This window comes from Bradyrhizobium genosp. P (assembly GCF_049949265.1).
Taxonomy (GTDB): domain Bacteria; phylum Pseudomonadota; class Alphaproteobacteria; order Rhizobiales; family Xanthobacteraceae; genus Bradyrhizobium.
In genome coordinates this window covers 5,064,037-5,085,103 of sequence record NZ_CP188195.1, presented here as the reverse complement: position 1 = coordinate 5,085,103, position 21,067 = coordinate 5,064,037, and the positions used below count along the sequence as shown (strand labels likewise).

The following is a 21,067-nucleotide window of genomic DNA, read 5'->3' as shown; positions in this document are numbered from 1 at the left end:
ACGCCTCATGCGCGGCCCGATTGATTGAGCTTGCCGTTGTTGAGGTGTTCAGCCCGCCTGGTCGAGCGTCAGGCGCATACCGTCATAGGCCGGGATCACGCCGGCCGGCAGCGACTGCTGCAGCACCTCGTAGTCGAGGTCGGAGTGCAGATTGGTAAGGACCGCCCGCCTTGGCTTGAAGCGATCGATCCATGACAGTGCGTCACTGAGGCTGAAATGGCTGGGATGGGGCGCATAGCGCAAGGCGTCGACGATCCAGAGATCGAGATCTTGCAACGCCGGCCAGCTCTCCTCGGGGATGTCGTGCAGGTCGGGCGTGTAGGCGGCGTCGCCAATGCGGTAGCCGAGTGCGGGGATATTGCCATGCCGGACCAGGAACGCGGTGAGTTCGAGCGGTCCCCCCTTCCCTTCGATCGTCCGGCTCTCGCCGGCCTCGATCGAATGCCGGGTCAGGATTGGCGGATAGTCGCTGCCTTCGGGAGAGATAAAGCAATACGAAAACCGGGCCATGATGTCCTTGCCGGTCGACATGTTGAAGTAGACCGGAATACGGCGGCGCTGGTGCAGCACGACCGAGCGCAGATCGTCGATACCATGGGTCTGATCGGCATGCTCATGCGTCAGGAACGCCGCGTCGATGTGTTCGACATCAGCGTCGATCAACTGCTCCCGCAGGTCGGGCGCGGTGTCGATCACGACACGTGTGGTGCCCTGCTCCGTCGTACGCTCGGCCATCATCGAGCAGCGGCGGCGCCGGTTCCTGGGATTATTGGGATCGCATGCGCCCCAGCCCAGCGCCGGCCGCGGTACGCCGGCCGAGGATCCGCAGCCGAGAATGGTCAATGTCAGTGTCATGCAGCAACCTTCGACGCCGGCACTTTCGAGAACAGCCGGAAGAAATTTTCGGTAGTCTGCCGCGAAATCTCCTCCAGCGAGACGCCGCGCGTTTCCGCCAGCACCTTGGCGACCTCGACAACATAGGACGGCTCGTTGCGTTTGCCGCGGAATTTGCCCGGCGCGAGATACGGCGCGTCGGTCTCGACCATGATGCGATCGGCAGGCAACTCAGCCGCCAGCGCGCGCAACGCGTCCGATTTCTTGAAGGTCAGGATGCCCGTGAAAGAAATCGACAGCCCGAGCGAGATCGCCTTCATCGCAAGCTCGCGCCCACCGGTATAGCAATGCAGGACAGCCTCGAACGGTCCCTTCGCCATTTCGTCTTCGAGGATGCGGCCGCAATCCTCGTCAGCCTCGCGGGTATGGATGACAAGCGGCAGGCCTGTGGCGCGAGCTGCGGCGATATGGGCGCGAAAGCCGCGTTCCTGCGCCTCGGGCGAGCCATGTTCGTAGAAATAGTCGAGCCCGGCCTCGCCAAGCGCGACGACCTTCGGATGTTTCGTGAGCTCGATCAACTCGCTGGCGGGAATGCCGTCCTCTTCATCGGCATGATGCGGATGGGTACCGACGGAGCAGTAGACATTCGGAAAGCGCTCGGCGATCGCAAGCAGCCCGCCGAGCCGCTTCACGCGCGTCGAGATCGTGACGATACGGCCGATCCCGGCCGTCTCGGCGCGACCGACGATCCCATCGAGATCGTCGGCGAAGTCAGGAAAATCCAGGTGGCAGTGACTGTCGACCAGCATGATGTCCGAACCGCCTATTCGGTCTTCGGTTCCACGTAGCGCGGGAACACGCCGACCGGTGCCGGCAAAATTGTGCCTGGCTTGATCCGTTCGCCAAGTGCCGCAAAGCTGCGCGATTGCTCGGGAATGCCGAGGCTGTCGAGCATCCTGGCACAGGAGGACGGCATCACCGGTTGCGCCAGGATCGCGATCTGGCGCACGATTTCGGCCGTCACATAGAGCACCGTCTTCTGCCTGACAGGATCGGTCTTCGCGAGCGCCCATGGTGCCTCGCCCGCGAAATAACGGTTGGCTTCGGCGACCACCGCCCAGACCGTGTTGAGCCATTGATGGATCTGCTGCGTCGCCATCGCTGACCGCGACGCCTCCAGCATCGCATCGGCCTGCGCCAGGATCGCCTTGTCGCTATCGCTGAACTCGCCAGGCTCCGGCAACACGCCGCCGAGTTGCTTTGCGATCATCGACAATGAGCGCTGTGCCAGATTGCCGAAATCATTGGCAAGGTCGGCATTGATGCGCGCGACGATGGCCTCATGGTTGTAGTTACCGTCCTGCCCGAACGGCACCTCGCGCAGGAAGAAATAGCGCACCTGGTCGACGCCGTACTGCTCGGCCAGATTGAATGGGTCGACGACGTTGCCGACTGATTTCGACATCTTCTCGCCCCTGCTGAACAGGAAGCCATGTGCGTAGACGCGCTTCTGCACAGCGATGCCGGCCGACATCAGAAACGCCGGCCAGTACACGGCGTGGAAGCGGATGATGTCCTTGCCGATGATATGCACGTCGGCTGGCCAGTAACGCCAGTTCGCATCATTCTCGTCGGGGTGACCGACGCCGGTGATGTAGTTGGTCAGGGCGTCGACCCAGACATACATCACGTGCTCGGGGTCATTGGGGACCTTGACGCCCCAATCGAAGGTGGTGCGCGAGATCGAGAGATCCTTCAGGCCGCCCCTCACGAAGCTCATGACTTCGTTGCGGCGCGAGTCCGGGCCGACGAAGTCAGGCTGGTTTTCATAGAGCTGCAACAGCTTGTCCTGGTAGGCCGAAAGCTTGAAGAAGTAGCTCTTCTCCTCGACCCACTCGACCGGCGTACCCTGCGGACCGCGACGGACATTGTCCTCGCCGACGACTGTCTCATCCTCGGCATAATAAGCCTCGTCGCGCACCGAGTACCAGCCGGCATAGCTATCGATATAGATGTCGCCATTGTCGGCCATCCGCTGCCAGATCGCCTGGCTCGAGCGATGATGCTGCTCTTCCGAGGTGCGGATGAAGCGATCGAACGACACGTTGAGCCGTTCGTCCATCTGCTTGAAACGCGCGGCGTTGCGGGTGGCGAGTTCGAGCGGCGTCAGGCCTTCACCCTGCGCGGTCTGGATCATCTTCTGCCCGTGCTCGTCCGTGCCGGTCAGGAAGAATACGTCCTTGCCGTCGAGCCGCTGGAAGCGTGCCAGCGCGTCGGTCGCGATCGCCTCGTAGGCGTGGCCGATGTGGGGCTGGCCGTTCGGATAGGCGATCGCAGTCGTGATGTAGAAGATGTTGCCGCGATCGGCGGCCGGCGCTGATGTGAGCGCCGCTGCAGGCTTGGCGTGCTTCGGCGCCGGGGTGGCTTTCGGGGCCTTCTTGGCGGCAGGAGCCTTCGGCGGAGCCGGCTTCGCGGCCACCGGCGCAGCAGCCTTCGCGGTTGCTGCCTTCGGCGTAACCTTGTCAGCTTTCTTGACGGCTTTCTTCGCGACCTTCTTTGATGTCTTCCTGGGAGCGTTCTTAGCCGTCGATTTTTTGACGGCCTTCTTGGCGGCCTTTGCCTTTTTGGCCTTCTTGACGACGCGCTTGTTCTTCTTCGCTGGGCGCGACTTGGCTGCGGCCTTTTTCCCGGTCGCGCGAACTGTCGACGTCTTCGTCTTTTTGGCTTTCTTCTTCGACGATTTCTGCTTCGACGATTTCTTCTTGGCGGTCGCCACCACGGATTCCTTTGCAGATCAAAACAAGTTTGTCGGGATAGAGGTCAGACGGAGCGTCTATCGGGTTGCGTCCGCAAGCATCGAAAACACCGAGAAAACCAGCGGCTTGCGCTCCAGATTGTAGGCCTCGGTATCGCGCGCGGCGCGGACGATCTTTTCCCATACCTCCGCCAGCCGTGCAAGGCGCGGCAGATTGGCATTGGCGTCGCCGGTGTGCATCTTGTCGCTGATCCAGCGATCGATGCCGTCGATGAAGGCGGCGAGCGCGACGCGGTCGCTGATGCCGAGTGCGTCACCAAGCGCGTGCAATTCGCGCGGATCGACCTTGGGAAGCGTCGCGAGCAGCGCAGCGGTGCGCTGCTGCAGCTTGAGCGCATCGCCGCCGAGCAGCGATAGCGTCCGCCCCACGCTACCTTCCGAGGCCGCCGCGGCTTCGAGCAGTGCGGGATCGTCGGCCGCGATATCGGTCGCGGTGGCAGCGCTACGTACGACGTCGTCCGTCTCCAGCGGCCGCAGCAGCAATTTGCGGCAGCGGGACAGGATGGTCGGCAGCACCCGTGACGGCGCGTGGCTGACCAGCAGAAACAGCGATTGCTGCGGCGGCTCCTCGAGGATCTTCAGCAGCGCATTCGCGGCGTTCGGATTGAGTTCGTCGACGGTGTCGACGATGCAGACGCGCCAGCCGTCGACCGCGGCGGTCGAGCCGAAGAACGAGATGGTCTCGCGGGTTTCGTCGACCGTGATGACGGTCCGCATCACGCCACGATCGTTGAGCCCTCGCTCCAGCACCAACAGTCCGCCATGTGCACCGGCGGTGATCTGCCGCGCCACATGGTCGGCCGGATCAACGCGCAATGTCGGCGCCTGCTGCACCTGGGACGCCGTCGGACTGCGGAACGCCAGCACGAACCGCGCCATGCGATAGGCCAGCGTCGCCTTGCCGATCCCCTGCGCGCCGCCGATCAGCCAGGCATGAGGAATGCGCCCGCCGCGATAGGCGTTGAGCAAGGTGCTTTCCGCCTCGCGATGCCCGAACAGGTCCGACGTCTCGCGCGGATGCCGGACCGCAATCTCCTGTTCGACCTTGCGCGCGCTCATGCCGAACTTGCCGCCGCTTTTAACGTCAACACGTGCTCGCGCAGCGCGGCCCAGACCTTCGATGCAACCGTGTCAGGGTCGGCCGTGGCATCGATCAGCACGCAGCGCTGCGGGTCTTCCGCTGCGATCTGCCGGTAGGCGTCACGCAGGTCCTGATGGAACTTGACGTCCTCCGCCTCGAAACGATCGGCTGCGGCGTTGCCGCGGCGCGCGGCGGCGCGTTGCAGGCCGACCTCGACTGGCACGTCGAGAATGATGGTCAGGTCGGGCTTGAGATCCCCGATCGTGACGCGCTGCATGGCATTGAGCAGGCCGGGCAGCACCTGCCCGAGCCGGCCCTGATAGACGCGCGTGGAATCGAAGAAGCGGTCGCACAGCACCCAGACGCCCTGGTTGAGCGCGGGCAGGATCAGGGTACGGACATGATCGTCGCGCGCGGCGGCAAACAGCAGCGTCTCGGCGTCGGGCCCGAGCAGCTTGCCCATCCCCGACAGCACAAGGTGCCGAATGATTTCGGCGCCTGGCGAGCCACCGGGCTCGCGAGTCACGATGGCGCGCAGCTTGGCGGTGTCGAGACGTTCGGCCAGCTTGCGGATCTGGGTTGATTTCCCCGACCCTTCACCCCCCTCGAAGGTGATGAAGCGACCGCGCAAGCTCGGCCGTTTGACTGCTGTTTCCGCCATGTCAGAGCTTCTCGGCACCGGCCCGGAACATGCCAATAACGAGTTCCTGGACGCCGTCGAGTGCACGGCGCATCGTCGATCCGGTGCCGACGGCGTCCGCCGCAAACACCGGCGCCTCCATCGCTACATTGGCGCCGCGCCAGACCCTGACCACGCCGATCTTCTGACCGGCCGCGATCGGCGCCTTGACGGGGCCGCTGTAGATTACACGCGCGAGGAGCTTGTCATTGCCATTCTTGGATACCATCACCTTGATCGGATCGGGGCTGACGAGCTTCACCGAGCGGCTGTCGCCGCCGAACACCCGGGCGTAGCCGACCGGCTGATTGGCCGCGATCAGCGTCCGGGCTTCAAAACTGCGGAAGCCCCATTCCAGCATCTTCTTGGCTTCAATGGCACGATCCTCGGAATCCTCGAGACCGTTGACGACGACGATCAGCCTTGTGTCGTTCTGTACGGCCGAGCCGACCATGCCGTAGCCCCCCTCCTTGGTGTAGCCGGTCTTCAATCCGTCGGCGCCAGGCATCGCGTTCAGCAACGGATTGCGGTTCTGCTGGCGGATCTTGTTCCAGGTGAACTCCTTCTCGCCGAACAGCTTGTACCTGTCGGGATAGGTCTGGATGACGTAGCGCGCCAGGATCGCGAGTTCCCGCACCGTCATCTTGTTGCTGGGATCGGGCAGCCCGTTGGAATTGCCGAACGTCGATTTGGTCATGCCTAGCTCGCGTGCGCGCTTGGTCATGAAGTCCGTTGCGAAAGTGTGCTCGTTGCCGGCGATGCCTTCGGCTAGCGCGATGCAGGCGTCGTTGCCGCTCGGGATGATCGCACCATGCAGAAGGTCGTCGACGGAGACCTTGCTGTTGATTGCCGCGAACATCGTGGAGGTACCGGACGGCGCCCCGCCCCGGCGCCAGGCGTTCTCGCTGATCCGGTACTCGTCCGTGAGCTTGATTTCGCCGTTCTTGATGGCGTTGAACACCACCTCGGCCGTCATCAGCTTCATCATGCTGGACGGCGCGCGCAGTTCGTCGGCGTTCTTCTCGAACAACACGCTGCCGCTGGTGGCCTCGACCAGGATGGCGGTCGGAGCATCGCCGTCGAAGCCGCCCTCTTCCTTCTTGGCGCCCTGGACGCTGTTGTTCGCGGCATAAACAACCCCGCCGCAGCCGACGGCGAGCACCACGACGGCCGCGACCAGGCCGCGCCAGCAACGCCCGGCGCGAGCGGCGAACGTGCGGGAAACTGCGGTCTGGGCTGCCATCAGCGATGTCCTGAAAGGCTGCGTTCTAACAGGTAGAAGTACCGCAAACAACTGAGGTATTTGCGCTTATGCACGGCCGGGTTGGATTGCTGAGCGCGCTGAACGTCCATATCTTTGGAATGAGCCGTATGACACCAAAACCGGCAAACAAGGCGGAAACGCGATGTCTTCCTCACGCACCATCTCCGCCAACGGCATCGACATCTTCGTCCGTGAAGCGGGGCAAGGCCCACTGGTCCTGCTCTGCCATGGCTGGCCGGAACTGTCCTATTCCTGGCGGCACCAGATCGCCGCGCTTGCGGCCGCCGGCTTTCGGGTGGCCGCCCCCGATATGCGTGGCTTCGGCCGGACCAGCGCGCCGGCCGACATCGGCGCCTATACGATCTTCGATACGGTCGGCGACATGGTCGCGCTGGTGGCCGCACTCGGTGAAAAGCAGGCCGTGATCGTCGGCCACGACTGGGGCGCGCCGGTGGCCTGGCATGCCGCGCTCTTCCGGCCGGATATCTTCACCAAGGTCGCCGGCCTCAGTGTTCCGCCGCCATTCCGGGGACGCGGGCGGCCACTGCAGACCCTTCGCGAGAGCGGCATCACCAATTTCTATTGGCAGTACTTCCAGCCACCAGGCGTCGCGGAAGCCGAGTTCGAACGCGACATTGCCCACACCATGCGCCTGGTGCTCGGGCGCGGCGTATCCGACCCAAGCGCGATGTTCGTCGATGAGGCGAAGGGCTTCCTCGGTAATCTGCCGGGCGGCCGGCCGTTGCCGGCCTGGCTCACCGAAGCCGATATCGCCGAGTTCACGGCCGGCTATGCGCAGTCCGGCTTCCGCGGCGGCCTGAACTGGTACCGCAACCTCGACCGCAACTGGGAGCTGACGGCGCCCTGGCAGGACGCGCAGATCCATCAACCCTCGCTGTTCATCGCGGGATCAAACGACGCCGTGATCACGGGGCTAATCGGCGCCAAACGGCTCGCCGACATGGAGCGCGTGCTGCCGGACCTGAAGCAGAAGCTGATCATCGAGGGCGCCGGTCACTGGATCGAGCAGGAACGGCCCGACGAGGTCAATGCGGCCCTGATCGCTTTTCTCAAGTAATCAGACGAAGTGCCTGATTCAGTAGAGCCCGCGCCCGCTCAGGACCTCGGCCGGGCCGCGTGCGTCGATCGGCACATTGGCCGAGGCAGGGCTCGGGGTCGCGGCATACTGTGCGTTGCCCTCGTAGGACACTTCCCGCGGATTGTTCAGGACACGGCCTCGCGAGCGGCTTGAAGCGGACATTTCGGACGTCGCCGTGGTCGAGGCGTAGTCGGCCGAGGTATTGCCGAGGCTGTACGGCCTGCCTTCGGGCATCGGAACGTCACCGCGGATCCGGCGAGCCGATGAGGACACATCCGGCACGAACGGCCGCGCCGAGGCGACCCGTACCATCGACGGCGACGGCGCCGGCGTGCCGGTGCGCAGGGTCGCAATCAGTTGGCGGTCGTCGGAGCCTTCGAGCGGTGCCCGGCCGACATATTCGACGCGGACGCGAGCAACGCCATTGCCTTTGAATTCAAGCAGTTCAGCGGCTTTGTTCGAGACGTCGATGAGGCGATTGCCGTGATATGGGCCGCGATCATTGACGCGGACGACAAGCGATTTGCCGTTACTGAGATTGGTGACACGGGCATAGCTCGGCATTGGCAAGGTCGGATGGGCCGCTGTCAGCGACCCCATGTCGAACACCTCGCCATTGGCGGTCAGGCGGCCGTGGAAATCGTCGCCGTACCAGGACGCCATGCCTTCGGCGCGGTAATTGACGTCCTCTTCCGGTACATAGGTAACTCCGCCGACCACATAGGGCTTGCCGACCCGGTAGGTGCCGCCGCCCTTCGGCACGGGATCGCCGAACGCCACAACCCGCGGGCTCGAGGAGACGCCGTATTTGGGATCGACGCGGCTCGCGAACTGGTTCGACGAGGCGCAATTGGCGAGGACGAGGCACGTGGCCACGGCGACGGCGCCGCGCGCCGTCCGGACGATCGAATCTGGCCGTCTAGTCCCCATTGCCCCAAGTACCACTCTGCCGGACGCCCGCCTACTCCGGGGCATATGCATCCATCTCGTCACGATGCAGCCCACCTCCGCACCGGAGAGTGAAGATACCGCAACCGAAACACGGCGGAAATGGGGTGAGCCGCGCCGTGGTGAATGGTTGGTTGTCCCTCCCTCCGTTGATCTACGGAGTTTTCACCGTGTGAGGCTTGGCTGTCTTGACGTCCGCTGTCCCGCGATCAGACACACTGTTGCAGCAAATCATCAGTCGGGGGGTGATCTCGATTCCAACAATTGAATCTTTTTGACTGTGCAAGCCTGTAATCGTTCTCTCTTCCGCGTGGGGCGCAAAGGAACGTTTGCGATGATCGAGACGGTTACAGCGGTTATGGGCCTGGTCAGTGCAGCCATCTTTTTGGCTCATGCCGTGGAAGGCTATCGATACCGGGCCTGAGGGCCCGCCGAGGTGGAAAGACGCGTCACCTCTTTCCAGGAGCGACTGTTCGGAAAGCTTTAATCAATTCGGACGAGCATCGGATCAGGCAGGTGTATCATGCGCAGTCACGATTTTGTCTCCGACGGCTTCCTGACGCTGACCGCAGCGAGCCTTGTGCTGCTGTGCTCGAGCTTGCTGGCCTTCGCGTTTAGCTGAGCGATCCGGTGCAAGGGGGAGCGCCGGCCGGTCGATAAGACGGCTGCTCGCTAGGCTGCGGCATGGATATCGAACCAATTGCCCCCCGCGTGACGTTTGTCCAAATCGTGAAGCGAGCGCCAGATCTTTAGCGCCTGGTCGGGTGTCATCCAGCGACCTGGTAGATCGTCTCCAATGGCCCGGAACTTCCCATCTTGAAATCCCATGGCCCATCGCGGAATTTGCCGAGCAATTTCCCTTCAAGCCGTCTCATTCGCCAGGTTATTTGCCGAGGCAGGCTGCGAGCAACTCTATCGACCCGCGGGTTGGCTGGGGCAAAGTTCGCCTGGCTCAGAATCTTGAAACGGCGGTACCCTAACTGCTGTAAATTATTGAGATCGCGATCTCCGTGCGCATGCGACATTTCGATCGACAAGTACGCGGGCTTATCCTGCGGGTCGATGCCTTGCAGGCAGATGCTGTCGTTACCCTCGATATCAATCTTGCAGTAGTACGGCACGCCGTATTCCTGCAGAATCGATAAGAACTTGGCTGTCCTGACTTTGATAGCCTTATTGGTCTTGCCGCCGGTTGCGGCCTTGTTCGGATTAAAGGAACTCCAATCCGAGGACTCGTTGCAAACGTAAAAGTCCAGTTCGCCTTCTTCTTCCGCGACGCCAACATCGACGAGTTGAAGCGCGCCGTCGGCGATTTGAGCCGCAAAACGCTTTTGCAAGATGGCGACTATCTCCGGATTAGCTTCTACTCCGACTACTTTATAGCCCTTGTGGAGATAGTAAGCGGCGTCGTCGCCGTTATGGACGCCTACGTCGTAGATGAGCTGGGGGTTCATATCTGATCGTCCTGATAGGATGAAAACGATCGTCCCAAGATGGTCGGATAGTTTGATCGGCACCCTGAAAGCGATTGGACGTAATTGATTGGGATATCGTGGCGGAATAAGGCCGACGTGGATCATGGTCACGATTTCGAAGCGCCTCGGGCAGCCGAACCAGATATGACTTGCGCATCTATCCCATTTGTTCAGAAAGGACGATGGCAAGGCGGCAGCGGCGATCAACGCGGCGCTGAATCGCCAGGGTGCCGATCGGGTGCCAATTTTGCTGTTTGTTCTGTTTGGAACATGCGCTATGCACTTGAAAATATTGGTTAGGAAGGGTGGCCGAGTGGTTTAAGGCACCGGTCTTGAAAGACGAACGGGACCGTAAGGCCCCGTTTCATCTGGTCTGATCGTGTTGGGTTTTCCGGCGCTTATCCCCTTTTCCCTCAGTCCAGCTAATCTAACTGGTTCAATCCAGTTCTGCGCCGTTTGGGTCCAAGGTTGGGTCCAAAGGCAAAAGCGCGGCGCGATCATGCTGTCAGGCCAGATGCCGGACGAGGCTGTGGCGAAGTTCTTGCAGGACAACTCCGGCCTTCGCGGCCTGGTATCGCGCGCAGCATCCACAATCAGGTCGCTCCAATGCAGATGGAAATCCAAAATGAGCTACTTTGAAGGTCTGAGCAGAGGATCTCCGGCACACAAGGCAACGCGCCTCAGCGAGCGAGCCTTTAGAATCGAGCCGGTGGATGCGAACACTGATAGCTGGGTCGCGTTCCAGGACGTCGTGGACGAAGCCTTGTCTCACTTCGGCCAGGATGGCTACGAGGTAAGGCCGACCAAAAATACTCAGCGTCCCCTCCCCGGATGGGGAACGCGGCCGGTCTACGACTCTGCAGCGATCTTCAGGACGGATTAAAGACCCGCCCGCCGATCACCCCGCCGGGCTGTCATACGGTTGGGGCATCGACGTTGCAGGGATTGAGGCCCTGGGATTGCAGGGACCCAGATTGAAACAGGGCGCCACCGGGACAGTGTATTTCGAGCCCGGCGGCGTAACTTTTTGGGACTAGCGGGACGATCGCCGGCGCGGCTTTGGATTGGGGGCTCTGCGAGGCGGGCGGGCAATGGCGGGCGCCCCCGCTTAGGGACCTTTAGAGCGCCCCGCGCGTTAAGGCCCCGTCGAGTGGCGAACCCGGAGGTGGGTTATGTGCGACGTTCCTCGGGACCTGCAAAGAAAGTTCGAACAGCGGTGGGCCGCCAGATTTGCGCGACCGGCGCAGGCGGCCAAGCCCGAAAAGCATCAGCCTGAAAAGCCGGATCAACCGCTGGGCGCTTCCCTCAAAGCCCAGAAGGAAACCCGCCGAGTTGAACCGGCGGGCTTGAGGCCGTTACCGACGGCGTGAGCGCGGACCGAAGGCCCCGCCTCGTTGCTTAGTCACCGCCTCAGCCGTCTGGCATGTGCCGCGAGCCTCTGCCGGTTGCGAGTTCGGTGCGATCGGCGACGGCGCTTCACCTGGGACCTCCTAACCGCTTATCGAGGGCGCTTTGCCCCGGTGCAGGATCGCCGCACAGCCACGCCGAGAGGGTACGAGGCGCATTCAGTCTCCAACTCGCCTGCGCCCACTGGTCCGCCGAAACCTCGTGGCGAGGCTCAGGCGGCGCGAATTTCCGCGGTCCGAGCGCGACCGGAACGTGATTTGGATCGCGATCATTACGAAAAAGCTTGGCTCGGGAGGTTGCTTTTGTGCGCCCGAGAATGCGCCGGAATTCAGAATCTGGCTGCTTCTCGGCAAACAAGTTACGGGCGCAAGTTATTTCGGCTTCGCTCCAACGAGATTGAGATTCACCAGCTTTGCTCATGCCGCACCCCCGATCTGCTCGAGGGCCCGTTGAGAGACGGCGCGACAGGCCGCCAGCGGGCTTGGGAGAGTCACCAAGGGGCCTTTCCTCGGCCCGGTGTCGGGTAGCGGGTTGGCAGGAAAATGAGTCGGCGGACTCTGCTGGGCCGTCCTGATGTGGATTGGCTTCGAGGATTGCAGACGTGCTTGTGGGTGGCGTGCTATGCACGCGATCAGCTCGGGTCATTTGGATATCCACTCCTTTGTGGCTCGGGTTAGAGCCGAGGGGAAGTTGCACCTTCCAACTCGGCTCGAATTTTTGTAAACTGAAAATATGAAGAAATCAATTTCTGTAAACAAAAAATCGCGCGGACGACCTAAGAAGGTTGGCGGTGTCCATCCTGTTTCAGCCGTGCGCTTACCCCCGGAGGTGGGAGCCGCAGTCGACAAATGGGCCGGCGCCCAGGCAGACACGCCGGCGCGCTCCGAAGCAATCCGCCGGCTAGTCGAGATCGGGTTGAAGGCGAAGAAGTGAGCGAGACTTTTTCAATTTCTGTTTTTGTCGTCGAGGCTGACCGTATGCCGATCGTAGCTATCGCTGCCAAAAAATATCTCGAGGCAGAGGCCTTTTTTGTAGACGAGAGGGTTCAAGCCAAACTCAAATCCCTTCATTCGAGCGGCAAACCTCTTTGCGATGATTACTCAGTTCTTCGCATCCGCCTGGCTCATGCAGACGAAAGGGTGCGCTACTACGACGCGCGGAATACAACACGAGATCGCGCCGTGGTCTTTCTGGTTAATGTGGATGAAGTGGATCCGACTTCGTTGCTTTGACGTCCCGTCTCCGACCAAGGTTCCCGGAGTAGATGATCGGGACCGGCGTTCTACGCCAGCGGCAACTCCGCCTGCCCGTTTGTCCAGTCGATGATGTCGATCGATAATCCACGCTTCAACATTTCGGATTCGAGATCGCGAGCGTGTCGCCTCCACTCGGGAGTGGTGCGGGCTCGAAACTTTGGCTCTTCGCCATAGGCCTCGAATTCGTCGTCCGCTGCGATCGCACCTCGGACCGCCTCGTACATCATCTTCAGGCTGGCATCGGTGAACGCGCTGTAATCCACTGCACGTCTCCACGAATGGCCCGATGCCTTTCTGGCGTCTGCGACCGCATGTCTAAATCTAGCTTGGCTGAGTCTGGTTAATACGATCTTGCCAGGAGCGCGCGGTGTTGTGACTGCGCCGCCGGATTGGCGCGCACCAACGGTCAACGACGAGCTTTATCCACACCTACGACGCGCAGTAGCTCGCCGCCGTTCCGATCCACGAGGGATTGATAATTTGCGCTCGCGAGCCAGCGTCGCTCTGATGGGCTATGCCAGCTCAGAAAATCACGTTCGGAGAGATGCGCTCAATGGGCGTGCGGGCCGTCTGATTTACTGCACGGACCATCGGTGCAGCCACTCGGTCGCGCTCATGGCGGACCGCTGGCCGGACGATGTGAGGCTATCCGACCTCGAGCTGCGCTTCGTCTGTCGTGCCTGCGGCAATCCTGGAGCCGACGTCCGGCCGAACTTCAATTGGGACGCCAAGGGACCGATCGGAGGCATGGGCTATCGGCTGCTCTAGAGCCCGGTAAACCACGGATGCAGCAGGAGGGCTACAACCGCCAAGATCGAGGTCCTGCCAGCGGATATTGATGAACTATTAAGCTTCCTGGCTGTGCATAAGGCAGGGGCTGCACGCGACGTGCATGGCGGGCGAGTCACGATGAGGTAAATTGAGCGTGGCGTCCGAATCAGGGTGCCATAAAGCCGAAGAGCGGCCCATCTGCGAAATGGTCCGCTCTTCAAATTTGAAACCCAGGCCACGAAGCTGTGACCGGCTCCCCTAACAAGAGTTGTTTTACAGCCGCTGCGTAGAATGTCCAGCAATTCGTGGTCGCATCTACAGGAGATGCGACGATGACCAACGCAGAGACGAAGCCGAAACAAATCACGATGTTCGACGCGATGAGCCTCTTGGAGTTCAAAGGACAAACTCTACGTAAGCTCGCTCGACGTAGCTCACCATTTCGACAAGATCCATTACAATGTGCTTCGCGCGATAGAAGCCCTTGAATGCTCTGATGAATTTAGAGCCCTCAATTTTGAGGCCTCCTCATATCCCACCGTGCAGAACCGACAAATGCCTATGTTTCGGATGACCCGCGACGGATTCACGATGCTGGTGATGGGCTTTAGTGGAACGAAGGCGGCGTTCTGGCGCGAACGATATATCCAGGCCTTCAATTTTATGGAGGCTGAGCTTCGGAAGAAAGCGATCATCCACGCCGAAACCAGGGGAAGGTCGAAGACAATCCGGGTTGCGGCGACCGATTCGTACAAGGAGCATGGCGCAACGGAGTGGTTCCACTACACCAACAACACCGACGCCATATACGAGATCCTGTACGGCGGCACCGCCGCCAAGCTGCGCAAACGGTGGGGGCTGGCGCCGAAGGCGAACCTCCGCGATCATCTGACCACCGAGCAACTGAATACGGTCATACAGATCGAGGGCGCAATTACCCTCCAGCTCGAAGCCCGGAGCATCACCAACCCGGCGGATCAGCTGAGGGTGGTCCGACATGTCGCGCTGAGCTATCGGAATCTCATCGACGCGCCGTTACCTCTTGTGGGCATGATCCCCTCGGCTGACGTATTCAGCAAAGAGCCTGGTGCCGTCCAATAGGCGCCAAGCCGCTCCAGGACCCGCCCTAACCGGCGGGTTTTCTTTGGAGCAGAGTCATCCACACCCACGACGCGCAGTAGTTCGTTGCCGTTCTCAGCTCCCGCTTGTTCGGATTAGCCCGGCACCTCGTGCCTAGCAGGCGTTCTTCGGGTGCCCACAAAATAACCTTCATATCGTTTTGGTATTATATTACGGTGCGCGGAGTATTGGGGAGTTGCGAGCGATGGCAGGACAATCGCGCCAGGAATACTTCAGGCAGATGGAGCAGACCTGTCTCCAGCAGGCCGAGCGCTGTACGTTGGCAGATGCCCGAGAAGCATTCCGACTGCTCGCAGCGAACTATTACCGGGCCGCCCAGGAGCGGGCGTCTGCGGAGCTGATGAGATCCGGCACGACGCGCAGTAGCTCGCCGCCGTTCCGAGCCTCAAGGGATTGATAATTTGCGCACCGCGGCGAGCGGCGTTCTCATGCGCCATGCCCTGGCGCCGCAAGCCCGCTCACTTCCTCCGCTACTGGACCGGCCCCGTCGACCGTAAGGCCACCGCTGGGTCGGGCAAACAGTTCAAGTCGGTGCTGGTCTATTGCGTGAACTGTCACCACAACGGCCGGCTCGAGCTTGCCGATCTGCCGGAATGGGACTGGTACGACATCTCGGCGCATCTCGCGCGCACCGGCTGCGGCAGAGTCGGTTGGGTCGACACCCGGTTGGACTGGGGCGAGGTGATTAACTTCGCCAAGGGCGTCGGCTGAAGCGTGCTGCCCCCTGGCCTGCTTCCTTTGGCCTAGCGGCTGCATGTTGCTAGAGTTGCGCACGTAATGGTAGTTGGAGCGTCATGCGTCGCGCGCTCCCATGGATTCTGGCCACGGTATTTCTGATCGGCTTTGTAGCTTCCTTCTCTGAGCTGCAGAGGGTGCGCAAACGCTTTGGCGAGGTGTCTCAACATACCTTTCACGATCACGCCGACGTGCGCGAATTCATCATACGCGCCTCGCTCGCGGACGCAGCCGCGCCTATCGTCGTGCTCGGCGACAGCGTGACCGAAATGGCCCCTCTTCCCAGGCAACTTTGCGGACATCCCGTCATCAACGCTGGCGTTGGCGGCCAGACCATTCAGGAAGCAAGCCGGCTGGCCACCCGCCTGCTCGGCGGGAATGGTGCGTTCCTGGTGGTCCTCACCGTTGGGGCGAATGATATCGGATCGTCGGCGGCGCAACGCGATTTCGGCGACCTCATCGACACGGTCAAACTCGTATCGACGAGGCCACCGATGGCCGTCGCGGTCGCCGATGCGCAGACCAACGCGGCGATCGGGGCAGCCGCGGCGACTCGCGGCGTTCGATTTGTCGACCCTCAACTGCCATCCGGATCCAAGATGTCGGATGGCAAGCACTTTACGGCCGAAGGCTACAAGACCTGGTTGCCCGCGCTCGAAGCGGCGATCTCCAAGGAATGCAATGCGTGAGATCGCGGTCCGCACGCGGCACATGCTGCTGGACCACATGCCCGCCGGCACCAAGCTGCGGCTGAGCGAGGTTAAAGAGCTGTTCGAGCAGATGAGGTCGCTGCCATGACGGCGCGCTGCATCTGTTGCGAGGATACCGGCTGGGTCTGTGAGAACGATCAGGACCAGCCATGGACCGGTCCGCATGCCTGCACTTGCGGCGGCGCCGGCGCGCCTTGCCCGGCCTGCAACAAGTCCGACGATGGAGAGGTGCCGCGGTTGCCGCGGGGGTTTTGGAATGTGCTCGGACAATGATGAGGGGTCGTGAAAACCAGGCTCGACTGGGCCAAGGCATCTAAGAAGATCGTATCAACGAAGCAAAACGCCCTATGTGTCAGCTGTTTTGACCTTTCCCTTAGCCGCCACCTTGGGAGGGGAAAGAATATCCTGCATCACAGCGAGAAAGACGCCGGTGTCTAAGAAGTAATTCGGGTATGCCTGCCGCAATGAATTCATTGAATCGACTGAAACGAGAACTGCATCAGATCTCACCTTTTATCTTTTTCTCAACTTCCAAATATTTTGCAGTTGCCTTGTCCGATTCATCCCTTTTGAAACCGCTGACATTGAGCAGCCGTGTGGTGTGATTGACCTCAAGCAGATAGTAGTGATCGTTTTTGGATTGCAGGCCTTCATAATGCTTGAGAGCCGCGCCAAATGCTTGTAGCCGACTGAACACTTCAAGTTTTTTCGCGTAATCGCGTAGCTCTTCAACTAAATCGGAATAGGCATTGGGAACGCCAGGTACCGGCGCGGTATTTTCCATGAACGCTAATGCGCCGCCCATCAGTGAGAAGAAACGAAGCCATTCCTGCTCGCCCACGCTCGATTTAAGAGCCTGCTTGACGAATGCACCGACCGTCTCAACCGCGGTGGCCCAAGCATGCTGTAGCTTTGAGCGCAGCTGCATCTCGATTTTCAGAGAGTTGTAATCCTGACGTCTATCGGAGTAATACCGATAGATCAAATGCATCCCGCGATATCCCGAATCCTTCGGGTTATCGATATAATTGTCAGTCTGGGCCAAGGCGTGCTTGAGATCGCTTTCAGTGTAGCTCTCGTAGAGCCGCGACACATCACGCGCCTCCGATACGATGGCGCGACATCCCCCGATGTCCTGCATCTGCGATAGAGTCATGGTCGGGAATCTAGCCAGCTTCGACTCGATTGACGCTAGTCGCTTAATTCGCTGAGCGGTAATAGCGGTCGGATCAATAATCTTGGCCCTTCGCTTTAGTCCGATATGGAACGTATTAAGCGGAAAATTGCGCGAAGAGCGCCAATTATTGATGATATCGAGGGCGGCGTAATACTCCTGCGACCAAGCGTAATAGTCTTGGTTTACTTCGAGGTCGTCATCGTCGGCGCCCTCGACGAATACGAATTCCGGTGGCTCAACGACGAGTATCTGCCCAGCCCAGTTGACCCGTTTCTTAGCGTGTTTTGGAACTGCCCAAGCCATTTCAGGAAGCCATAAATCATCATCATCAGGCCCCTCCCTATGAAGGCGCCGCAATTCGACGCATCGCGATATCGAATCAACCGCGCTACTCACGGTAGCACCGGCCGTCTGAGCACGCATAGCTCCAGTTTCATCTCAAGTCCCAAGGCCGGTATGGTGTTTCTGATAGGTCCGGCCGTTGGCCGATGAGCGTTTGCTTAAAACCGGAAGACGCTCATGTTGATTGTCGCGATCATCGAGCCTGCGTCAGGCGTTCCCGCCCTTCGCGATCTCGATCACTGGCGCGCCATCATTCACCGCGTCGATGAAATGCCCTGCGTCTCATGCTCGATTTGACGCATCGGCTCGGGACCGATGACGCGCGGGGGGTCGATGACCTTTGGCGGCATATCATGGTCATCCCTTAGGTCGATGACGTATCCGGCCTTCACCTCGATGCTGACGTTGACGCTCGGCGTTGAGGCTGGAGCGATGCCGGCGAGGCCGAGCACAAACGAACTGGCGCGATCGCGGACCATGGCGTTGTCGGAGTCGAGCAGGTCGACCTTTACGGCTCCCGCCCGCGTCGTCGCGACAGCAAGATTGCGGCGCACCTTCTGCTGCAGGAAGGCGTCAATGTGGGGCTTGCTCAATTCCCTGCTGAGATGTTCCCGGCTCAGCCCTACCTTCTCGGCGGCGGCCGTGATGGTCTTCGCGTCGCCGGTCACCATCGACGTGATCGCCTCGCGCACCTTGGCGGATATGGGTTTGGGGCGACTGATTTCGGAATTTTCGCTCGCGCTCATCAGGCCGCCCCGTCGGTTTTATTCACGCGAGGGTGCGGTGCCGGCTGCCGGCGCGCGCGGGCTGCGGCGAAGTCGATGACCTTGCTCGCCGCTATCACGTCGACAAGGGTGACGGCTGCCTTGCCTTCAAGTTGTCGCAGGACCGCATCGCGGCGCAGCAGCGTTTCATTGTCGATCACGAACATGATGTTGGCCCTTCCGGGTGTCGCGCTTGCCAGGCATGGCGCGCCCAATTTGAGCGGGCTGTTTTTGCTGCGTCATTGAGAAGCTTGAGGCCGCCGGGCGTGTTGTTCGACAGATGCTGTAGGACGCGGTCGATCAACGAGGCGCTGGGCGCATAGTTTCGGTTGTTCGGCCGCGCCTGCTTCGGCTGCCGCGGATTGTAGTTTTCGGCGATGCGCTCGGACATCTTCGCAGTCTGTTCGGGGTCTTCCTCGAGCCTGATCCGAAGGCCAGCGGCCCGGATCGCATCGAACAATTTTCTGGCTCCGAGCCCCTTCACCTCAGATGGACCGAGGGCTTTCCCGGTCATTCCGAGGGGAAGGCCTGCAAGCTCGTCAAAGTCCAAATAGCGAATTCCCAAAGCAGCAAGCTTCTGACGGAGGCCGGCGATCAATTCCGAATACGACGTAACCTCAACAGCGATGAATTCAGCGCCAGGCGGTGCAGGATCGTTTGGCGGCGGGCTGTCGCTCACCACGAGCAGCGGCGGCTTGGCTTCACGCGACGCGGATGCCCGCGCGATGTTCGGTGGAAGGCTCCAGACGGTCGCGAAGCGCCGCCCGTTGCGCATGGGCGCACACGCCTCGGTCATTCGTCCACAAACTCCCACCCGCCCAACGTCTTGGTCGGCATGCCCGGAGCTGCGATCGTCAACTCTCCGCGCATCGTGTTGCTACTCGTGAGGCTTTGCCGGGCTTGATCAAGCATCTGCGCGACCAGCCGGCGATGGGCTTGGGGCGCGTGCGGCTGCTCGTGGCCAGCCAAATCAATTTTGAGCGTGAAGGTGGTTGCCACGTCAGAAGATCTGCTGCTGCGGATCGATGCCGCCAGCCGGGTCGCGCTGATCGAGTTGGTCCGCCTGCTTCGGAGCGGCCGGCGACATCGGCCGAACCTTCGGAGCGGCCGGAGGATCAAACCGCATGATGGAGCGCTCCTTCGGAGGCGGCGGCGCTGAGGTTCGGATGATCTTCATTTTTCAGGTCTCCCTAGCGAGCACGGCGCGCCGCCTGCTGGTCCTGCGCATAGCGCTTCTGCTCGAAACTCATCTTCTCGAAACCGGGAATGCCCGCTTCGGGCGCGGCGCGGTGCTGCTGCGAGAAGCTTGCGGCACCCTGCGAGGAGGCCTTGTGCATCAGCTTTTCGTAGAAGCGCAGATGTGCGTCGGTGACGATCGTGGCGCAGATCGGCTTGGCGTCGGCGGTGCCAACCTCGACGGTGATCTACTTCGTCACGGCGTCGACCCGCTGCGGCGCATTCACGCCGGCCTTGGCGACTTCTTCGCGAGCCCGGGCGGCGAGCGCGGCGTTATTCTGCGCCTCATGGGTCGCGTAGATGCCGAGAATTTCCGAAAGGGTCGCCTGATCGAACCCCTTTCCGTGGGCCCAGTTTTTCAAGGCGGTCAGGCTGGGATTGTTGGCGTCCAGCTTATACTCGACCCCGCCCGGCAGCTTGAGGTCCGCGGGGAGATCGAGCTTGTAGTCACTGGGCGAGGCTGGGAGCGTGGCCTTGCGGAGATCATCCTGCGACTGGCGGTCCAGCATCGTCGCGAGATCGGCTTCCGACACCTCGTACTTGCCGACCTTCAGCTTCTCGGCGCTGTGCTCCGGCGCCGCGGCTGGATCGGTGCCGGCGGGTTGCGGCGCTTCTCCCGCACGTGCCGCCGCAGCTTCGCGCTGCTCACGGGCGGGGCTATGCCCTACCGATCGGGGATTGGCCTCATGGAAGTCCCGACCCGGCTGCGAAGCCGCTGGCGCCGGCGCAGGTGCGCCCGATGGTGCAGGTGATACCGGACGGCGCCGAGGTCGACCTCTCGCTGATCAGGCTGCGCGCAGGTGCCTTGATATTCCCGGCTCTTCCCGATCCCGGCGGAGATTTCGATTTCACCAAGCCCCGTAACCCACGCAACTTCTCAAAGGAATTTGCGCGCCGGACTGACTATGTGCGCGAGCAGGCCCGAAAGGCCGACCTGCCCAGCTTCGGGAAGACCAGGTTTCACGATCTTCGGGGCATTCACTCGACCGCCCTACTCGACGCCGGCATTCCGGTACACACCGTGGCCCAGCGGATCGGCGATGATCCCGCAGTCCTATTGCGCAACTATGCCAAGCGGAAGCGGTCGAAGAAGGCCAACGAGTTGGTTACGACCGCCATCGCTGCCTTTGCCCTTGGCTTATGGGAAAATAGGCTTTGGGTCCAACGTGGGTCCAAGTTCGCGTTGCGTTCGACCGCCCCCTGCGCTAAGTGCCTGACATTCCTGCGAAGGAAGGGTGGCCGAGTGGTTTAAGGCACCGGTCTTGAAAACCGGCGTGCCCGCAAGGGTACCGTGGGTTCGAATCCCACCCCTTCCGCCATTCGTTCACCGTCCG

25 protein-coding genes and 1 tRNA gene are annotated in these 21,067 nt (G+C 61.2%); 9 read left to right on the top strand and 17 right to left on the bottom strand.

What is annotated here, in order from left to right:
* Positions 1-48: 48 nt before the first annotated feature.
* The 6 genes from ACP2YO_RS24640 to ACP2YO_RS24615 are packed head-to-tail and all read right to left on the bottom strand — an operon-like array spanning position 49 to position 6,652.
* A complete protein-coding gene (locus tag ACP2YO_RS24640) occupies positions 49-855 on the bottom strand; it encodes an MBL fold metallo-hydrolase (RefSeq protein WP_426433723.1) in 807 nt (268 codons plus the stop codon).
* Positions 852-1,643, bottom strand: a complete 792-nt coding sequence (locus ACP2YO_RS24635; protein WP_426433721.1) for a TatD family hydrolase — start codon at positions 1,641-1,643, stop codon at positions 852-854. Before ACP2YO_RS24635 ends, ACP2YO_RS24640 begins: the two co-directional genes overlap by 4 nt.
* Positions 1,644-1,657: 14 nt before the next feature.
* Entirely contained in the window at positions 1,658-3,610 is a 1,953-nt protein-coding gene (gene metG / locus ACP2YO_RS24630; protein ID WP_426433720.1) for a methionine--tRNA ligase, read from the bottom strand.
* Positions 3,611-3,667: 57 nt separating this feature from the next.
* Positions 3,668-4,708, bottom strand: coding sequence for a DNA polymerase III subunit delta' (locus tag ACP2YO_RS24625; protein ID WP_426433718.1), 1,041 nt, complete (start codon positions 4,706-4,708; stop codon positions 3,668-3,670).
* Positions 4,705-5,391: a dTMP kinase gene (gene tmk / locus ACP2YO_RS24620; protein ID WP_426433716.1), complete on the bottom strand. Its 687-nt coding sequence runs from the start codon at positions 5,389-5,391 to the stop codon at positions 4,705-4,707. Before tmk ends, ACP2YO_RS24625 begins: the two co-directional genes overlap by 4 nt.
* 1 nt (position 5,392) lies before the next feature.
* On the bottom strand, positions 5,393-6,652 hold the full coding sequence (locus ACP2YO_RS24615; protein ID WP_426433714.1) for a D-alanyl-D-alanine carboxypeptidase family protein: 1,260 nt from the start codon (positions 6,650-6,652) through the stop codon (positions 5,393-5,395).
* Between the two features lie 163 nt (positions 6,653-6,815).
* Between ACP2YO_RS24615 and ACP2YO_RS24610 the strand changes: the two genes are divergently transcribed.
* Positions 6,816-7,751 carry an alpha/beta fold hydrolase gene (locus ACP2YO_RS24610; RefSeq protein ID WP_426433712.1) on the top strand — a complete coding sequence of 312 codons (936 nt, stop codon included), beginning with the start codon at positions 6,816-6,818 and terminating at the stop codon, positions 7,749-7,751.
* A gap of 18 nt (positions 7,752-7,769) precedes the next feature.
* Here the strand turns inward: ACP2YO_RS24610 and ACP2YO_RS24605 are convergent, their stop codons facing one another.
* Both ACP2YO_RS24605 and ACP2YO_RS24600 read right to left on the bottom strand, forming a co-directional pair.
* Positions 7,770-8,702: a septal ring lytic transglycosylase RlpA family protein gene (locus ACP2YO_RS24605; protein WP_426433710.1), complete on the bottom strand. Its 933-nt coding sequence runs from the start codon at positions 8,700-8,702 to the stop codon at positions 7,770-7,772.
* A 785-nt stretch (positions 8,703-9,487) separates the two neighbouring features.
* Positions 9,488-10,300 (bottom strand): FkbM family methyltransferase, encoded by an 813-nt coding sequence (locus ACP2YO_RS24600; protein WP_426443306.1) that lies wholly within the window; start codon positions 10,298-10,300, stop codon positions 9,488-9,490.
* A gap of 520 nt (positions 10,301-10,820) precedes the next feature.
* Here ACP2YO_RS24600 and ACP2YO_RS24595 point away from each other — a divergent pair.
* Positions 10,821-11,078, top strand: a complete 258-nt coding sequence (locus ACP2YO_RS24595) for a hypothetical protein (RefSeq protein WP_426433708.1) — start codon at positions 10,821-10,823, stop codon at positions 11,076-11,078.
* 1,453 nt (positions 11,079-12,531) lie between these two features.
* Entirely contained in the window at positions 12,532-12,834 is a 303-nt protein-coding gene (locus ACP2YO_RS24590; protein WP_426433706.1) for a hypothetical protein, read from the top strand.
* 50 nt (positions 12,835-12,884) lie between these two features.
* Here ACP2YO_RS24590 and ACP2YO_RS24585 read toward each other — a convergent pair whose 3' ends face one another.
* The gene (locus ACP2YO_RS24585; RefSeq protein ID WP_426433704.1) at positions 12,885-13,121 is read right to left on the bottom strand and encodes a hypothetical protein; all 237 of its coding nucleotides are present in this window, start codon (positions 13,119-13,121) and stop codon (positions 12,885-12,887) included.
* A 352-nt stretch (positions 13,122-13,473) separates the two neighbouring features.
* Here ACP2YO_RS24585 and ACP2YO_RS24580 point away from each other — a divergent pair, with 352 nt between their 5' ends.
* The 4 genes from ACP2YO_RS24580 to ACP2YO_RS24565 all read left to right on the top strand — a co-directional run bounded on the left by ACP2YO_RS24580 (position 13,474) and on the right by ACP2YO_RS24565 (position 16,193).
* Positions 13,474-13,626, top strand: a complete 153-nt coding sequence (locus ACP2YO_RS24580; RefSeq protein WP_426433702.1) for a hypothetical protein — start codon at positions 13,474-13,476, stop codon at positions 13,624-13,626.
* A gap of 465 nt (positions 13,627-14,091) precedes the next feature.
* Complete coding sequence (locus ACP2YO_RS24575; RefSeq protein WP_426433700.1) at positions 14,092-14,730, top strand: Rha family transcriptional regulator; 639 nt, start codon at positions 14,092-14,094, stop codon at positions 14,728-14,730.
* 474 nt (positions 14,731-15,204) lie between these two features.
* The gene (locus ACP2YO_RS24570) at positions 15,205-15,480 is read left to right on the top strand and encodes a hypothetical protein (RefSeq protein ID WP_426433698.1); all 276 of its coding nucleotides are present in this window, start codon (positions 15,205-15,207) and stop codon (positions 15,478-15,480) included.
* A gap of 83 nt (positions 15,481-15,563) precedes the next feature.
* Positions 15,564-16,193, top strand: coding sequence for an SGNH/GDSL hydrolase family protein (locus tag ACP2YO_RS24565; protein ID WP_426433696.1), 630 nt, complete (start codon positions 15,564-15,566; stop codon positions 16,191-16,193).
* A gap of 520 nt (positions 16,194-16,713) precedes the next feature.
* Here the strand turns inward: ACP2YO_RS24565 and ACP2YO_RS24560 are convergent.
* The 8 genes from ACP2YO_RS24560 to ACP2YO_RS24525 form a co-directional block, all read right to left on the bottom strand.
* Positions 16,714-17,814, bottom strand: coding sequence for a RelA/SpoT domain-containing protein (locus tag ACP2YO_RS24560; RefSeq protein WP_426433694.1), 1,101 nt, complete (start codon positions 17,812-17,814; stop codon positions 16,714-16,716).
* A 173-nt stretch (positions 17,815-17,987) separates the two neighbouring features.
* Positions 17,988-18,479: a hypothetical protein gene (locus ACP2YO_RS24555; protein ID WP_426433692.1), complete on the bottom strand. Its 492-nt coding sequence runs from the start codon at positions 18,477-18,479 to the stop codon at positions 17,988-17,990.
* Positions 18,479-18,664, bottom strand: a complete 186-nt coding sequence (locus tag ACP2YO_RS24550) for a hypothetical protein (RefSeq protein ID WP_426433690.1) — start codon at positions 18,662-18,664, stop codon at positions 18,479-18,481. Before ACP2YO_RS24550 ends, ACP2YO_RS24555 begins: the two co-directional genes overlap by 1 nt.
* A complete protein-coding gene (locus ACP2YO_RS24545; protein WP_426433688.1) occupies positions 18,655-19,176 on the bottom strand; it encodes a hypothetical protein in 522 nt (173 codons plus the stop codon). Before ACP2YO_RS24545 ends, ACP2YO_RS24550 begins: the two co-directional genes overlap by 10 nt.
* A 113-nt stretch (positions 19,177-19,289) precedes the next feature.
* A complete protein-coding gene (locus ACP2YO_RS24540; RefSeq protein ID WP_426433686.1) occupies positions 19,290-19,496 on the bottom strand; it encodes a hypothetical protein in 207 nt (68 codons plus the stop codon).
* Between the two features lies 1 nt (position 19,497).
* A complete protein-coding gene (locus tag ACP2YO_RS24535) occupies positions 19,498-19,674 on the bottom strand; it encodes a hypothetical protein (protein ID WP_426433684.1) in 177 nt (58 codons plus the stop codon).
* Positions 19,675-19,687: 13 nt separating this feature from the next.
* A complete protein-coding gene (locus tag ACP2YO_RS24530) occupies positions 19,688-19,834 on the bottom strand; it encodes a hypothetical protein (protein ID WP_426433682.1) in 147 nt (48 codons plus the stop codon).
* An 87-nt stretch (positions 19,835-19,921) separates the two neighbouring features.
* Positions 19,922-20,266 (bottom strand): hypothetical protein, encoded by a 345-nt coding sequence (locus ACP2YO_RS24525; RefSeq protein ID WP_426433680.1) that lies wholly within the window; start codon positions 20,264-20,266, stop codon positions 19,922-19,924.
* A gap of 206 nt (positions 20,267-20,472) precedes the next feature.
* Here ACP2YO_RS24525 and ACP2YO_RS24520 point away from each other — a divergent pair, with 206 nt between their 5' ends.
* Together ACP2YO_RS24520 and ACP2YO_RS24515 are read left to right on the top strand one after the other, a co-directional pair.
* Positions 20,473-20,985 (top strand): hypothetical protein, encoded by a 513-nt coding sequence (locus ACP2YO_RS24520; RefSeq protein ID WP_426433678.1) that lies wholly within the window; start codon positions 20,473-20,475, stop codon positions 20,983-20,985.
* Positions 20,963-21,052, top strand: a tRNA-Ser gene (locus tag ACP2YO_RS24515). Before ACP2YO_RS24520 ends, ACP2YO_RS24515 begins: the two co-directional genes overlap by 23 nt.
* Positions 21,053-21,067: the final 15 nt, after the last annotated feature.

Coding starts and splice junctions, on each gene's coding strand:
- ACP2YO_RS24530 (WP_426433682.1), bottom strand. CDS start 19,834: ATGCACAAGGCCTCCTCGCAGGGTGCCGCAAGCTTCTCGCAGCAGCAC.
- ACP2YO_RS24600 (WP_426443306.1), bottom strand. CDS start 10,300: ATGATCCACGTCGGCCTTATTCCGCCACGATATCCCAATCAATTACGT.
- ACP2YO_RS24535 (WP_426433684.1), bottom strand. CDS start 19,674: ATGAAGATCATCCGAACCTCAGCGCCGCCGCCTCCGAAGGAGCGCTCC.
- ACP2YO_RS24635 (WP_426433721.1), bottom strand. CDS start 1,643: ATGCTGGTCGACAGTCACTGCCACCTGGATTTTCCTGACTTCGCCGAC.
- ACP2YO_RS24610 (WP_426433712.1), top strand. CDS start 6,816: ATGTCTTCCTCACGCACCATCTCCGCCAACGGCATCGACATCTTCGTC.
- ACP2YO_RS24625 (WP_426433718.1), bottom strand. CDS start 4,708: ATGAGCGCGCGCAAGGTCGAACAGGAGATTGCGGTCCGGCATCCGCGC.
- tmk (WP_426433716.1), bottom strand. CDS start 5,391: ATGGCGGAAACAGCAGTCAAACGGCCGAGCTTGCGCGGTCGCTTCATC.
- ACP2YO_RS24615 (WP_426433714.1), bottom strand. CDS start 6,652: ATGGCAGCCCAGACCGCAGTTTCCCGCACGTTCGCCGCTCGCGCCGGG.
- ACP2YO_RS24605 (WP_426433710.1), bottom strand. CDS start 8,702: ATGGGGACTAGACGGCCAGATTCGATCGTCCGGACGGCGCGCGGCGCC.
- ACP2YO_RS24560 (WP_426433694.1), bottom strand. CDS start 17,814: ATGCGTGCTCAGACGGCCGGTGCTACCGTGAGTAGCGCGGTTGATTCG.
- ACP2YO_RS24580 (WP_426433702.1), top strand. CDS start 13,474: ATGGCGGACCGCTGGCCGGACGATGTGAGGCTATCCGACCTCGAGCTG.
- ACP2YO_RS24555 (WP_426433692.1), bottom strand. CDS start 18,479: ATGAGCGCGAGCGAAAATTCCGAAATCAGTCGCCCCAAACCCATATCC.
- ACP2YO_RS24595 (WP_426433708.1), top strand. CDS start 10,821: ATGAGCTACTTTGAAGGTCTGAGCAGAGGATCTCCGGCACACAAGGCA.
- ACP2YO_RS24520 (WP_426433678.1), top strand. CDS start 20,473: ATGGTGCAGGTGATACCGGACGGCGCCGAGGTCGACCTCTCGCTGATC.
- ACP2YO_RS24550 (WP_426433690.1), bottom strand. CDS start 18,664: ATGTTCGTGATCGACAATGAAACGCTGCTGCGCCGCGATGCGGTCCTG.
- ACP2YO_RS24570 (WP_426433698.1), top strand. CDS start 15,205: ATGCCCTGGCGCCGCAAGCCCGCTCACTTCCTCCGCTACTGGACCGGC.
- ACP2YO_RS24565 (WP_426433696.1), top strand. CDS start 15,564: ATGCGTCGCGCGCTCCCATGGATTCTGGCCACGGTATTTCTGATCGGC.
- ACP2YO_RS24640 (WP_426433723.1), bottom strand. CDS start 855: ATGACACTGACATTGACCATTCTCGGCTGCGGATCCTCGGCCGGCGTA.